This is a genomic window from Streptomyces sp. NPDC044002 (genome assembly GCF_056434525.1).
Genome location: NZ_JBWKEZ010000118.1, coordinates 1 through 12,865, shown reverse-complemented (window position 1 = coordinate 12,865; position 12,865 = coordinate 1). Strand labels below are relative to the sequence as shown.

13 protein-coding genes are annotated in these 12,865 nt (G+C 74.1%); 8 read left to right on the top strand and 5 right to left on the bottom strand.

What is annotated here, in order from left to right; all coding sequences use genetic code 11:
- Nucleotides 1-310 precede the first annotated feature (310 nt).
- The 3 genes from AC07A6_RS40250 to AC07A6_RS40240 are packed head-to-tail and all read left to right on the top strand — an operon-like array spanning nt 311 to nt 4,245.
- Entirely contained in the window at nt 311-1,594 is a 1,284-nt protein-coding gene (locus tag AC07A6_RS40250; RefSeq protein WP_478780404.1) for an amino acid deaminase, read from the top strand.
- A 2-nt stretch (nt 1,595-1,596) separates the two neighbouring features.
- A complete protein-coding gene (locus AC07A6_RS40245) occupies nt 1,597-3,177 on the top strand; it encodes an N-acyl-D-amino-acid deacylase family protein (RefSeq protein ID WP_478780403.1) in 1,581 nt (526 codons plus the stop codon).
- A 48-nt stretch (nt 3,178-3,225) separates the two neighbouring features.
- A complete protein-coding gene (locus AC07A6_RS40240) occupies nt 3,226-4,245 on the top strand; it encodes a YdcF family protein (protein WP_362472081.1) in 1,020 nt (339 codons plus the stop codon).
- A gap of 114 nt (nt 4,246-4,359) precedes the next feature.
- On the opposite strand, the gene AC07A6_RS40235 is transcribed toward AC07A6_RS40240, so the two are convergent.
- On the bottom strand, nt 4,360-5,727 hold the full coding sequence (locus AC07A6_RS40235; RefSeq protein ID WP_478780402.1) for a carbohydrate-binding protein: 1,368 nt from the start codon (nt 5,725-5,727) through the stop codon (nt 4,360-4,362).
- 178 nt (nt 5,728-5,905) lie between these two features.
- Between AC07A6_RS40235 and AC07A6_RS40230 the strand changes: the two genes are divergently transcribed.
- Together AC07A6_RS40230 and AC07A6_RS40225 are read left to right on the top strand one after the other, a co-directional pair.
- Complete coding sequence (locus tag AC07A6_RS40230; RefSeq protein WP_362472075.1) at nt 5,906-6,091, top strand: hypothetical protein; 186 nt, start codon at nt 5,906-5,908, stop codon at nt 6,089-6,091.
- 436 nt (nt 6,092-6,527) lie between these two features.
- The gene (locus AC07A6_RS40225; RefSeq protein WP_362472072.1) at nt 6,528-7,025 is read left to right on the top strand and encodes a peptidylprolyl isomerase; all 498 of its coding nucleotides are present in this window, start codon (nt 6,528-6,530) and stop codon (nt 7,023-7,025) included.
- Here the strand turns inward: AC07A6_RS40225 and AC07A6_RS40220 are convergent.
- Entirely contained in the window at nt 6,920-7,972 is a 1,053-nt protein-coding gene (locus AC07A6_RS40220; protein ID WP_478780401.1) for a LysR family transcriptional regulator, read from the bottom strand. The genes AC07A6_RS40225 and AC07A6_RS40220 overlap by 106 nt on opposite strands.
- Nucleotides 7,973-8,075: 103 nt before the next feature.
- On the opposite strand from AC07A6_RS40220, the gene AC07A6_RS40215 reads away from it, so the two are divergent.
- Entirely contained in the window at nt 8,076-8,573 is a 498-nt protein-coding gene (locus AC07A6_RS40215) for a nitroreductase/quinone reductase family protein (protein ID WP_478780400.1), read from the top strand.
- A 50-nt stretch (nt 8,574-8,623) separates the two neighbouring features.
- On the opposite strand, the gene AC07A6_RS40210 is transcribed toward AC07A6_RS40215, so the two are convergent.
- From AC07A6_RS40210 to AC07A6_RS40200, 3 genes are all read right to left on the bottom strand, one after another.
- On the bottom strand, nt 8,624-9,190 hold the full coding sequence (locus tag AC07A6_RS40210; RefSeq protein ID WP_362472061.1) for a GNAT family N-acetyltransferase: 567 nt from the start codon (nt 9,188-9,190) through the stop codon (nt 8,624-8,626).
- Between the two features lie 79 nt (nt 9,191-9,269).
- Complete coding sequence (locus AC07A6_RS40205; RefSeq protein ID WP_386275557.1) at nt 9,270-9,746, bottom strand: macro domain-containing protein; 477 nt, start codon at nt 9,744-9,746, stop codon at nt 9,270-9,272.
- Between the two features lie 44 nt (nt 9,747-9,790).
- On the bottom strand, nt 9,791-10,348 hold the full coding sequence (locus AC07A6_RS40200; protein WP_362472056.1) for a hypothetical protein: 558 nt from the start codon (nt 10,346-10,348) through the stop codon (nt 9,791-9,793).
- Between the two features lie 430 nt (nt 10,349-10,778).
- Here AC07A6_RS40200 and AC07A6_RS40195 point away from each other — a divergent pair, with 430 nt between their 5' ends.
- Nucleotides 10,779-11,990: a pyridoxal phosphate-dependent aminotransferase gene (locus AC07A6_RS40195; protein WP_478780399.1), complete on the top strand. Its 1,212-nt coding sequence runs from the start codon at nt 10,779-10,781 to the stop codon at nt 11,988-11,990.
- A gap of 136 nt (nt 11,991-12,126) precedes the next feature.
- Nucleotides 12,127-12,540 carry an SCO4983 family protein gene (locus AC07A6_RS40190; RefSeq protein WP_478780398.1) on the top strand — a complete coding sequence of 138 codons (414 nt, stop codon included), beginning with the start codon at nt 12,127-12,129 and terminating at the stop codon, nt 12,538-12,540.
- Nucleotides 12,541-12,865 lie beyond the last annotated feature (325 nt).

The window sequence follows — 12,865 nt, the reverse complement described above, 5'->3', positions numbered from 1 at the left end:
CCCTACCCGCCCTTCCACCGTTCCCAGGGGCTCCGCCCCTGACCCCGTTGCGCTCAAACGCCGCGCGGGCTGGATATATCCAGCCTCGCCGGCGTTTGAGGCGCGGGGGTCTGGGGGCGGAGCCCCCAGGGAACGGGCGAAGGGCGGGTAGGGGACCCAGCCCCGCGCAGCGGCACACCCACCCGCACCCGACCCACCGGCAGCGGCCGGACGCCCCCGGGCGGAACCGGGGGACGTTGACCCGCCGTCCCTCCCGGTGTAGACCACAGGCACCACGCACAGCGCATCCGCACCACCCCAGGAGGCCCCCATGGCCAGCGACGCAGTCCGACGGCTCGCCGACGAACCGGTCGACCACCGGTTCAAGGGCCTGCCCCCGGACGCCCAGGCGGCGGGCCTCACCGTCGGGGAGCTCGCCGCGCAGGGGCGGGACCTGTACACCGGCGGGTTCACCACCCCCCTCCTCACCCTCGACGCCGACGCGCTCGAACACAACCTGACGGCCCTCGGCGAGTACTCCGCCCGCCACGGCCTCGCCTTCGCACCCCACGGCAAGACCTGCATGGCCCCCCAGCTGTTCGAGCGCCAGCTCGAACACGGCGCCTGGGGCATCACCGCCGCCGTCCCCCACCAGGCCCGCGTCTACCGCGCCTTCGGGATCCCGCGCATCTTCCTCGCCAACGAGCTCGTCGACCCCGCCGCCCTGCGCTGGGTCGCCGCCGAACTCGCCGCCGACCCCGGCTTCCGGTTCGTCTGCTACGTCGACTCCGTGCGCGGGGTCGAGCTCATGGACCGGGCCCTCCAGGGCCAGGGCGGCGCCCGCATCGACGTCGTCGTCGAGCTCGGCGCCGGCGAAGGGGCCCGTACGGGGGCCCGTACCGACGAGGACTGCCGGGCCGTCGCCGACGCCGTCGCCGCCACCGGCACCCTCCGCCTCGTCGGCATCGCCGGCTACGAGGCCGAGGTGCCCGACGCCGACCCGGAGAAGGTGCACGCCTGGCTGCGCCGGCTCACCGGGCTCGCCGCCGAGTTCGACAAGGCCGGACGGTTCGGCCCCGACGTCGAGGAGATCGTCGTCAGCGCCGGCGGCTCCGCCTGGTTCGACGCCGTCGCCGACGTGTTCGGGGAGCTGCCCGAGCTGTCCCGGCCCGTGCTCAAGCTGCTGCGCTCCGGCGCGTACGTCTCCCACGACCACGGCTGGTACGGCCGCCTGACCCCCTTCAACCGGGTCCCCGAGGAAGGCGGACTGCGCCCCGCCTTCCGGCTCTGGACGCAGGTCGTCTCCCGCCCCTCCCCCACCCAGGCCTTCGTCAACGCCGGCAAGCGCGACATCGCCTACGACCTCGGCCTGCCCGAGGCCGAACTGGTCCGCGACGCCCTCGACGGCACCGAACGCCCCGCCACCGGCATCCGCGTCGTCAAGCTCTCCGACCAGCACGCCTGGCTGGAGACCGGCTCCGCCGAGGACGTCCAGGTCGGCGACTGGGTGGCCCTCGGCATGTCGCACCCCTGCACCATCTTCGAGAAGTGGCCGCTGATCCCGGTCGTGGAGGCCGACGGCACGGTCACCGACTACGTGCGGACCTTCTTCTAACCGTGGACCTCGTCATCCGGGGCGCCCGTGTCGTCGACGGCACGGGCGGGCCCTCGTACACCGCGGACGTCGCCGTGCACGAGGGCCGGATCGCCGCCGTCGGCCGGATCCCGTCCGGCGGGCGGGAGACCGTCGACGCCCACGGGCTGGCCCTGTCCCCCGGGTTCACGGACATGCACGCCCACAGCGACCTCGCGCTGCTCCGCGACCCGGACCACTCCGCCAAGGCCGCCCAGGGCGTCACCCTCGAAGTCCTCGGCCAGGACGGCCTGTCCTACGCGCCCGCCGACGAACGGACCCTGGCCGGCGTACGGACCGCCATCGCCGGCTGGAACGGCCCCGGCGACGACGTCGACTTCGACTGGCGGACCGTCGGCGAGTACCTCGACCGGCTCGACCGCGCCCACGGCGGACACGGCACCGCCGTCAACGCCGCCTACCTCGTCCCCCAGGGCACCGTCCGCGCCCACGCCCTCGGCTGGGACGACCGCCCCGCCACCCCCGCCGAACTCGACCGGATGCGCCGGCTCGTCGCCGAAGGGCTGGAACAGGGCGCGGTCGGCCTGTCCTCCGGCCTCACCTACACCCCCGGCATGTACGCCACCGGCGCCGAACTCACCGAACTGTGCAAGGTCGTGGCCCGGTACGGCGGCTACTACTGCCCGCACCACCGCTCCTACGGGCGCGGCGCGCTCGCCGCCTACGCCGAGATGCTCACCCTGACCCGCGAGGCCGGCTGCGCCCTGCACCTGGCCCACGCCACCATGAACTTCGGGGAGAACGAGGGCCGGGCCCCCGAACTGCTGGCCCTGCTCGACGCGGCCCTCGCCGACGGCGCCGACGTCACCCTCGACAGCTACCCGTACACCCCCGGCTGCACCACCCTCGCCGCACTGCTCCCAGGCTGGGCCCACGCGGGCGGCCCCGAGGCCCTGCTGGCCCGGCTGCGCGACGAGGACACCGCCCGGCGGATCCGGTACGCGCTGGAGGTGGAGGGCTCCGACGGCTGCCACGGCGTACCGGTGGACTGGGCGTCCGTGGAGGTCTCCGGGACGAACGACCCCGCGTACGGCGGCCACGTCGGCACCCGCCTCGACGGCTGGGACACCGCGCGGCGGCTGCTGATCGGCGACCGGCTCGGACCGACGGTCCTCCAGCACGTCGGCCACGAGGAGAACGTCCGGGCGATCATGCGCCACCCCGTCCACACCGGCGGCTCCGACGGCATCCTGCACGGCGCGAAGCCGCACCCCCGCGCCTACGGCACCTTCCCGCACTACCTCGGCCACTACGTGCGCGAGCTCGGCGTCCTCTCCCTGGAGGAGTGCGTGGCCCACCTCTCCGGCCGCCCGGCGGCACGGCTGCGGCTGCCCGACCGGGGGCTCGTCCGCGAGGGCTTCCACGCCGACCTGGTCCTCTTCGACCCGGACACGGTCGCGGCCGGGTCCACGTACGAGCGGCCGCGCGCGCTGCCGACGGGCATCCCGCACGTACTGGTCGCCGGACGGTTCGTCATGCGGGACGGGAAGCGGACGGACGTCCTGGCCGGCCGGACGGTGCGCAGAACCCCGTTCGCCGGGTAGGACTTTGGTCCCCCCGGGCGTTCACGGCCTGCACATACGATGAACTGCATGGCCGTCTTCCTGCTCCCCGCCCTCTTCTTCCTCGCCTTCTGCGCAGGTGTCTTCCGGGACCGCCGCCGCTTCAGCAACGCGGTGCTGCTCGGCCTGACCTTCATCTCCCTGTCGGCGGCCCTGCTGTTCAAGGTGGCGGCGCTGCCGGCCTGGGCGGCCCTGACGATCCTCGCGCTCGCTTTCGCCGCACCCGCGGTGGGCACGGTGGTGATCGGCGGCCTGCTGATCGCCAACGGCGTCACGATGGTCCGCAAGGAGGGCCGCAGCCCGCGCAACCTGCTGTCGATGCTCGCGGGCCTCGGGATCTTCGGGATGATCGCGCTGCTGATCGCCGTCCCGTTCTCCGGCTCCGCCCTGCTGAACGGCATGGCCGCGACCCTGACCCTGGTCGTCGCCTACGTCGCCTTCATCTTCGTGTGCTTCCTCGGGTACGCGTTCCTCTACGGCCGGATCAAGGTGCGCGGGGACGTCGACCACGTGGTCATGCTGGGCTCCGGCCTGATCGGCGGGGACCGGGTGCCGCCGCTGCTGGCCTCCCGGCTGCGCAAGGGGCAGCAGATCTACGAGGCCCAGCTGGCCCGCGGCTCGCGCCCGCCGGTGCTGCTCACCTCGGGCGGCAAGGGGTCCGACGAGCGGGTCTCCGAGGCGCGGGCCATGGCCGACTGGCTGATCGCGGAGGGGGTCCCGGCGGAGCACGTCCGGCTGGAGGAGAACTCCCGCACGACCGAGGAGAACATGCTCTTCTCCAAGGGGATCATGCTGGCGGCCAAGCCGGGCTACCGGTGCGTGGTCGTCACCAACAACTTCCACGCCTTCCGGGCGGCGATGCTGGCCCGCAAGACGGGGGTCAACGGGCAGGTCGTCGGCTCGCCCACGGCCCGCTACTTCCTGCCGAGCGCCACCCTGCGCGAGTTCGTCGCGGTGTTCTGGGAACACCGCGTGGTCAACCTGTCGATCTGCGGGGTCCTGGTGGCGATCGGTGCGGTGGCGACGCTCTCGGCCGTGGCCTACTTCTGACGCGCGTCCCGTGCGGGGGCCTGACGTGCGGGGGTGCCGCGACGCCCCCCTTGGTCGTCACGGCACCCCCTGCTCGCGGGTCCCCCGCGGTTACTGCTGCGGTTACTGCTGCGGTTACAGCTTCTGCCAGAGCGCCGGGACCACCGACGGCTCCCAGCCCGTCTGGGCCTGGTGGCCCTGGAGGCAGCGGTAGGTGGCGCCGCCGTAGGTGACGGTGTCCCCGGCCGCGTAGACGGTGCCGGCCTTCCAGGTGCCGCCGGGCTGCGGGTCGGGACCGGGGCCGGGGCCCGGGTCGGAGCCGGTGACCTTGAGGGTCAGCCCGTACGCGGACAGGATCGGGTTCAGCGGCTGGAAGAAGGTGGTGCCGCCGCTGGTGCAGTCGCCGGAGCCGCCCGAGGTCACGCCCTGGGCCTGGCTGCCGGAGATGTAGGAGCCGCCGGAGTCGCCGGGCTCGGCGCAGACCGTGGTGCGGGTGACGCCGGAGATGGTGCCCTCGGGGTAGGTGACGCTGGTGTTGTGCTGCTGGACGGTTCCGCAGTGCCAGCCGGTGGTCGATCCGGAGCGGCAGACGGAGGAGCCGACGGGCTGCAGGACGGAGCCGGTGACCTGGACGTTCGCGCCGCCGCTGCCCTTCACGTACGGGGTGGCGGTCCAGTTGGTGTTGGCGGCGACCCAGGCCATGTCGTTGCCCGGGAACACGGACGCCTGGAACGAACCCTGGGCGACCTGGTTGAAGCCGCTGGTGGTGGTCCCGGCGCGGCCGCAGTGGCCGGCGGTGGCGAAGCCCTGGGTGGTGCCCTTGGTGACCGGGAAGCCGACGGAGCAGCGGCCCTGGCCGTTCATGTAGTACGCGTCCCCGCCGCGCAGGTCGTACAGCGGGCGCGGGGCCTTCTCCGCGGCGGTGCGCACGACCGTGGCGAGGGCGGGGTCGGTGCCGGTGGCGGCCAGCAGGGCGGCGGCCGCGCCGGGCCGGGTCTCCTCGACGACGAGGGTGTTGGTGCGCGGGTCGACGTACCGGACGGGCGTCTCGGCGGTGGCGGCCCGGTCCAGGCCGGCCTTCGCGGCGTCCAGGTCGGCCAGGGAGCGGCCGACGAGCTTCGCCCTGGCCCCGGCCGCGCGTATCGCGGCGGCGTCGGCGGCGCGGGTGGTGGCCACCGTCAGGGTGCCTGCGTCCTTGCCGTCGACCCAGGCACCGGCGAAGGCGGCGCCGAGCCGGGCGCGCAGGGCGGCGGCGGTGGCGCCCGCCTCGGCCTCGTGGGCGAGCCGGTCCTTGGCCTGCGTGGGGGTCAGGCCGAGGTCGCGCTGGAGGGCGGTGAGCAGCTCGGCGGGTGCGTCGCCGGGGCGCAGGGCGGCCGTCGCGGACTTCTGCGGGGCGGCCGGGTCCGCGCTGGGGGTGGCGGCCCCGGCGGCGGTGGTGCCGGCCAGCAGCAGCCCGGCGGCGGCCAGGGCGGTACACGCCGCGCGGGCGTGTCGCTTGAGCATGGTGGATCTCCTCGGTTCAGTGGGGGTCACCGAAACCGTAGGAATCCGAACCGGCGTACGGGAGCTGCCGGTTGGCCCCTCCCCCGGTGTTATGGCCGGGTCCGTCCGGCCCCCGGGGTGCGTTCATGGGGCGGGGGCATCAGGATGGGGGCCTGGGGGGCACGGCAGGAGGTATCCGATGGACAGTGAAACCAACGAGCAGCCCACCCGGTCGGACCGGCTCTTCACGGGTGGAGAGCGCGCGTACGACCCCGAGGACCTGGTGATGGCGACCGGCCACGACCCGACTCCGGAGCGGGTCGAAGCGGCGCGGAAGCTGATCGAGAAGGAGGGCCCGCAGGTCATCGAGCGCTACCTCCCGTAACGCCCGCCCGACCGGTCGGCGCTGCCGATACCCCCACGGCCCGGGGCCGCCCCCCGGGCCGCGGCTTGCCCGGCACAGCCCGGCCACCCCTTCCGGCCCGGCCACCCCTTCCGGCCCTGCTGGTTCTTCCGGCCCCGCCGCCCCCTCCAGCCCCGCCGCCCCCTCCAGCCCCGTCGGCGTTTGAGGCGCGGGGGTCTGGGGGCGGAGCCCCCGGGAACGGGGTCCGGGGCAGCGCCCCGGGGAACGGGCGAAGGGCGGGTAGGGGACCCGGCTCCGCGCAGCGGCCCACCCACCCGCACCCGCGCGCCCGGGCCCACGTACCCGCACCACCCGCGACCGCGGCGGCGGCGGCGCCGGCACCCCGCCCCGTGTCCCCCCGGTAACCCTCTGCGAAGCTGATAGGCACGTTTCGCACCCGAAGGGACCGGACCCCCTCATGCCCCAGGTGAAGCTGACCACCAGCCTCGGCACCATCGTCATCGACCTCCACGAGGAGGCGGCCCCGGCCACGGTCGCCAACTTCCTCGCCTACGTGGAGAGCGGCCACTACGACGGCACGGTCTTCCACCGCGTGATCCCCGGTTTCATGAACCAGGGCGGCGGCTTCACCGCCGACATGCGGCAGAAGCCCGTGCGCGAGCCGGTGCGCAACGAGGCGGACAACGGCCTGAAGAACACCCGGTACGCGGTGGCGATGGCCCGTACGAGCGTCCCGCACTCGGCGACCTCCCAGTTCTTCATCAACACCGCCGACAACCCGGCCCTGGACCACACCGCCCCCACCCCGGCCGGGTGGGGCTACGCCGTCTTCGGCACGGTCAGCACGGGTCAGGACGTGGTGGACTCCATCGCCGCCGTCCGCACCGGCCGCGCCGGCGGGCACGGGGACGTCCCGCTGGTCCCGGTGGTGATCGAGAAGGCGACGGCGGCCTGACCCGCGGCGGGCCGAACGCCAGGGCCCCCGCCGGCCGCGGCGCCCGAGGAGCGGGCCAGCGCCTCCGCGTGCGCGGACCGGGCGTGCGCCAGTACGCCCGGCGCCCGGGCCGCGGCCGGCGCCGCCGGGTGCCAGCCCAGCAGGTGCCGCCAGACGAGCGGGCTCCCGGCGAGCGGCCGGGCCACCACCCCGGGGGTCGCGGGGAACGTGGCCCGGCACAGCCCGACGGCCCGGCCGACCTGGACCAGGTGCACGCAGGACGCGGTGTCGGTCTCGTAGACGCAGGCGGGCGTGAACCCGGCGCGGACGCAGGCCGCGGCGAAGCAGTCCCCAAAGCAGCCGTCGCCCGGTACGTCGGTCCAGGCCTCGGCGGCCAGCTCGGCCAGCTCGATCTCCGCGCGGGGGGCCAGCGGGTGGTCGTCGGCCAGCATCACGTGGACCGGGTCCCGGGCCACCTCCAGCCAGGCGAGCCGGCCCGGCTCCGGCGGGGCGCTCTCGCCGCAGGCCCCGACCAGCGCGAAGTCCAGCCGCCCGGCGGCCACGCCCTGGGCGATCTCCCGTTCCGACCAGGACGTGTACGTGGTCACCGGCACCCCGGGTTCCTGGTGGGCGATCCGGTCGACGAGCCCGCCGAGCAGCGGCCCGTGGGTCCCGCCGAGCCGGTATCCGGCGGCACCGCCGCGGGCGAAGCGCACCGCCTCCTCCTGGAGCTCGGACAGCGCGGGCAGCAGTACCCGGGCGCGCTCCAGCACGAGTTCCCCGAGCGCGGTGGTCCGTACGCCGTCCCGTCCGCGCTCGAAGAGTTCGCCGCCCAGGGCCCGCTCGATGCGTTTGAGCTGGCCGCTCAGGGCGGGTTGCGCGAGCCCGAGGGCGGTGGCGGCGCGGGTCAGGCTGCCGGCGTCCGCGACGGCTCTGACGATCTTGAGGTGCCTCAGCTCCAGATCCATGCTCCGAGCTTGGTCCAGACCTGTGCGCGTGCGCTACGGGTCCGGCGCATCCAGAATCGGTAAAGGCTCGTTAGCGCTCCGGGGGACGCCCTACGGAGGTCAGATGAACAGTGTTGCCACCCCACCCGCCCCGGCCACCCCGGTCTCACCGGCCGCCCCGGCCTCCCCGGTCGACTGGGACCACCCGGCGGACCCGCGGCCCGGGCCGCGGCTCGACCACGTACGGACCTACGTGGCGAGCGGCGGCACCGACGGCCACCTGTGGCACGGGGTCCCGACCCTGCTCCTGACCACCCTCGACCGCACCACCGGCCGGCCGGTGCGCACGCCGCTGGTCTACGCCGAGGACGAGGGCCGGTACCTGCTCGTCGCCGCCAACTCGGGCGGACCCCGCCACCCCGCCTGGTACGGGAACCTGACCGCGCACCCGGAGATCCGCCTCCAGGTGGGCACCCGGACCTTCGCGGCATGGGCGCGCACGGCCGACGCGGTCGAGCGGGAGACCTACTGGGAGGCGCTGACCGCCCTGTGGCCGCCCTACGAGGACTACCAGGCCCTCGCGTGGCCCCGGGAGCTGCCGCTGGTGATCGTCGAGGGGTGACCGGCGGGCTCCGGGTCCCCCGCCGGAGGCGAATCGATCCGCCGCCGGAGCTACGCCGCCGGCTGCTCGGCCGGGGTCGCGACGGCGGTGTAGGTGCGGCCGGCGACCGTGTACTCGCCGAGCGGGGTCATGCCGAACGCGTCGACGTGCACCCGCCAGGACGGGGCGTTGCCCGCCTCGATGAAGGCGACCAGCGCCTCGGCCCGCCCGGCCGAGGCCTCGACCGCCAGCCCGAACAGGCCCCGGGCCACACCGTGCCCGCGGAACGCGGCATCTACCACGACCGGCCCGTACAGCAGCCACGGCACCTCGCTCAGCGGGCGCCCCCGCCAGACGAGCTCCGGCTGGGCGCGCAGCAGCCCGAGGACCGCCGCCGGCGGGTCGCCCATGTCCGCGGCGACCGACAGCGCGAGCAGCCCGGCGACCCGCCCGTGCCCGGCGTCGGCCACGAGCAGCTCCCCGTCCCGGGCCATGGCGCGCAGGGTGTCGGCGCCGAAGGTCCCCTGCACGAAGCCCTGGGCGGCCCGCTGCTCCTCGGTGAGGGCGTCGTGGTGGTTGGCGGCGAAGAGCAGGGCCATGGCGGGCGCGTCGGCCTCGGTGGCGTATCGGAAGCGCATGCCGCGATGCTGCCACGCCGCTGCGCCGCGGGCGGCTGCGACGGGGCCCGCATGTCACCTCACGCGTGGTCGTACGCCCTCACGCGTGGTCGTACACCGTCACGGCCACGTCCCGCGCGCAGAGCGCCTCGGTTATCAGCGGTTCGACACGGGACCACTTGCCGCCGGCCAGCCCGCACCCGATGCGGGGCATGTGGACGCTCGCACCCAGCTCCAGGGCGTGGTCCGCCAGCTTGCCGAGGCAGCTCTCGACGGCGTCGTAGCGGACGGGCGGGCCGCCGCTGCCGGTGCGTATCCCCCGCTGGCCGACCATGTTGGCCACCCACACGTCGGGCTTCACCCGCACCACCTGCACGGCACCGAGCCCGAAGTCGTTGCCGCTGCGCCCGCGGTGCCAGGCCCTGAACTCGGCCTCCGGCTCGGGCCAGCGCCGGGAGAGGGCGAGCACGAAGCCCTTTCCCCAGCCGCCTATGTCGTTGCAGACGTGTGCGATCAGCTTGGGGCCCTTGGCCTGCGGACTCGTCGCGTCTCCGGAAATGATCGTGAGCGGCTTCATGACCCCACCGTAGGCGGGGGCACTGACAACGGGCCGGGCCCGCGTCAGCGGTTGGTGTTGAGGAAGCCGATGACGACCGCGCCCCACCAGCAGGCCTGGGAGACCAGGGCGGTGGCGCCGCCCCAGAGCAGGAGGCCGCGGCCGACCTCGCCGGTGGCGGCTTCGAGGCGGCGGCCCAGAAGGCCGGCCTGGAGGCCGTTGACGGTCAGCAGGGCCACCAGGCCGATCTTGGTGAGGGTCAGCGGGGAGGTCAGGTCGGGGTGGAGCATCAGGCCGCTCACCACGAGGCCCCCGAGGCCGGCCCAGATCGGGACGTGAAGCCGGGAGGTCGCGGCGACGACCTCCGCCAGGCCGCAGCGGCCGGTGACCCACAGCAGCCCGTAGTAGTCGGCGGACAGCACCGCGCCGAAGCCCAGCACCAGCGAGGCGAGGTGCGCGAACAGCGCGGCGGAGTGCATGGCCGCGTCGGCCTGCATGTGCAGAGAGCACCACAGGCCCGCCGCCAGGACGACCAGCGCACACAGGGCCCCCGCCGCGACGGTCCACCACGAGTCGTAGAGGCGGACGGGGCGGGGGGCGAGTCTGGCGGCCGGGGAGGACATGCGGCGGGCTCCGGAATGAGGGGCACGGCTCCGTCAGCCACGCCAAAGCAAGGTAAGGCTCACCTAAAGAAACCTTTGCGTCAATCCGGGTCCACTGGCCGGAACCGTGACCCCGGACACAGGCCCGAGCGGGCCCCGGACCCTACTCGGGGGTAGGGCGAGGGCGGGTCGGGGACCTGTCGGAGCGTCACCGGCGCACCGCTCCAGGTGGCGGGCCCGGCCCGCCGCCGCCGGGGGTGACGAGCGCAACACCGGCGACCCGGCGCTTGCGCCGCCTCACCCATTCCGCAGGCCGGACGGCGGCCGGGCCGCCGTTTCAAAGGGTGGACGGGGGCGCCACCCCTACATCGCGCGAAATAGGGCATATCGCTCGACCGAATTCCCCCGGAACAGCCGCGCGGGCGGGCTGCCGGGCCCGTAAGCTCCCGTCATGCAGGTGATCCAGTCAACGAAACTCGCCAATGTCTGCTACGAGATCCGCGGACCCGTCCTCGAAGAGGCGATGCGGCTCGAAGCGGCAGGTCATCGCATCCTCAAGCTGAACACCGGCAACCCCGCGGCCTTCGGCTTCGACTGCCCGCCGGAGATCCTCGAGGACATGCTCCGCAACCTGGGCAACGCCCACGGCTACGGGGACGCGAAGGGCCTGCTGTCGGCGCGGCGCGCGATCATGCAGCACTACCAGACCAAGGGCATCCACCTGGACGTCGAGGACATCTACCTCGGCAACGGCGTCTCCGAGCTGATCCAGATGTCGATGCAGGCGCTGCTGGACGACGGCGACGAGGTACTGGTCCCCGCCCCGGACTACCCGCTGTGGACCGCGTCGGTCTCGCTGGCCGGCGGCACCGCCGTTCACTACCGCTGCGACGAGCAGTCCGACTGGATGCCCGACCTCGCGGACATCGAGCGCAAGGTCACCGACCGCACGCGCGCGATCGTGATCATCAACCCGAACAACCCGACCGGCGCCGTCTACGACGACGAGATGCTGCGCGGGCTGACGGACATCGCGCGCCGGCACAACCTCGTGGTCTGCTCCGACGAGATCTACGACCGGATCCTCTACGACGGCGCCACGCACACGAACACCGCGGCGATCGCGCCCGACCTGCTGACCCTGACCTTCAACGGCCTGTCCAAGAACTACCGGGTCGCCGGGTACCGGGCGGGCTGGATGGCGGTCTGCGGCCCGAAGAAGCACGCCTCGTCGTACATCGAGGGCCTGACGATCCTGGCCAACATGCGCCTGTGCGCGAACATGCCCTCGCAGCACGCGGTGGCCACCGCGCTGGGCGGGCGGCAGTCGATCGTCGACCTGGTGCTGCCGGGCGGGCGGCTGCTGGAGCAGCGCGACACGGCGTACGACCTGCTGACCCAGATCCCGGGCATCACGTGCGTGAAGCCGAAGGGCGCGCTGTACCTGTTCCCGAGGCTGGACCCGGCGGTCTACAAGGTCAAGGACGACCGGCAGATGGTCCTCGACCTGCTGCGGGCCGAGAAGATCATGGTCGTCCACGGCACCGGCTTCAACTGGCCCGAGCCCGACCACTTCCGCATCGTGACCCTCCCCAACGCGAAGGACCTCGCGGACGCCGTCACCCGGATCGGGCGATTCCTGGACGGGTACGGGCAGCCGTAGGGGGGTGGGTGGAGTGGGCGGCCGGAGTGGGCGCCTGTTCCTGGCGCCCACTCCACCCCCGCTCAACCAAGATTCGACTCAACCTTAGACCGGTTCCAATGTAGGATGGCCTCCTGACCAAGCAGGAGGCCTCCTCATGTACGAACCGAGCCGTGCCAAGTCGGTCGTCCACCGAGTGGACGCCGGCCGCACCGAACCCGCCGGGTACCCGCAGAGCAGCCGGGGCGAAGCCCTGGACATCCAGCTCGCCGGGCACCTGGCCGCGCTGCTCGCCGTCACCGACGAGCTCGCCCTCGACGACGACGGCGCCGTACGCATCGCAGCCCAGGTGACCCGTCTGCGCGGGGCCGACCCCGTCCGCGTCGCCTACCCCGCCCTGGCCGACGGCGCCGACACCCGCACCCTCCACCGCCGCGCCCACGACCTCGCGGCCCGCGCCCTGCTCGTCGCCGCGTCCCGCGCCGACACCGCCGCGGCGATCCTCGCGGCCCAGCGCATGGACACCCACACCGCCGCCCTCGAAGCCCCCGACCGGGCCGGCGCCCACTGACCGGCCCCGGTCCGGGACCGCGCAGGCTCCGGACCGGGCGCCATGGCTTTTTTGGGGGGCTCGCGTCGCGTTGCCTTGCCTTGCCTTGCGTTGCCTCGGGCGCGCTATCTCCCCCTCGACCCCGTGAGGTCGGGCGGTGGTTACCCACCCGCCTCCCTGTCTGCGGGCCGGTGGGGTGGGGGCGTAGCCCCCTGGGCCGGATCAGAGCGGGTTGGGGGCTTCCCGTCAGTCCCATCGTCCTTCCGTGTTGGGGGGGGGGGGGGGGGGGGGGGGGGGGGGGGGGGGGGGGGGGGGGGGGGGGGGGGGGGGGGGGGGGGGGGGGGAG

Bases quoted from the DNA above. Each gene is read 5' to 3' on its own strand.
- AC07A6_RS40250 (WP_478780404.1), top strand. From the start codon at position 311: ATGGCCAGCGACGCAGTCCGACGGCTCGCCGACGAACCGGTCGACCAC.
- AC07A6_RS40240 (WP_362472081.1), top strand. From the start codon at position 3,226: ATGGCCGTCTTCCTGCTCCCCGCCCTCTTCTTCCTCGCCTTCTGCGCA.
- AC07A6_RS40235 (WP_478780402.1), bottom strand. From the start codon at position 5,727: ATGCTCAAGCGACACGCCCGCGCGGCGTGTACCGCCCTGGCCGCCGCC.
- AC07A6_RS40230 (WP_362472075.1), top strand. From the start codon at position 5,906: ATGGACAGTGAAACCAACGAGCAGCCCACCCGGTCGGACCGGCTCTTC.
- AC07A6_RS40225 (WP_362472072.1), top strand. From the start codon at position 6,528: ATGCCCCAGGTGAAGCTGACCACCAGCCTCGGCACCATCGTCATCGAC.
- AC07A6_RS40220 (WP_478780401.1), bottom strand. From the start codon at position 7,972: ATGGATCTGGAGCTGAGGCACCTCAAGATCGTCAGAGCCGTCGCGGAC.
- AC07A6_RS40215 (WP_478780400.1), top strand. From the start codon at position 8,076: ATGAACAGTGTTGCCACCCCACCCGCCCCGGCCACCCCGGTCTCACCG.
- AC07A6_RS40210 (WP_362472061.1), bottom strand. From the start codon at position 9,190: ATGCGCTTCCGATACGCCACCGAGGCCGACGCGCCCGCCATGGCCCTG.
- AC07A6_RS40205 (WP_386275557.1), bottom strand. From the start codon at position 9,746: ATGAAGCCGCTCACGATCATTTCCGGAGACGCGACGAGTCCGCAGGCC.
- AC07A6_RS40200 (WP_362472056.1), bottom strand. From the start codon at position 10,348: ATGTCCTCCCCGGCCGCCAGACTCGCCCCCCGCCCCGTCCGCCTCTAC.
- AC07A6_RS40195 (WP_478780399.1), top strand. From the start codon at position 10,779: ATGCAGGTGATCCAGTCAACGAAACTCGCCAATGTCTGCTACGAGATC.
- AC07A6_RS40190 (WP_478780398.1), top strand. From the start codon at position 12,127: ATGTACGAACCGAGCCGTGCCAAGTCGGTCGTCCACCGAGTGGACGCC.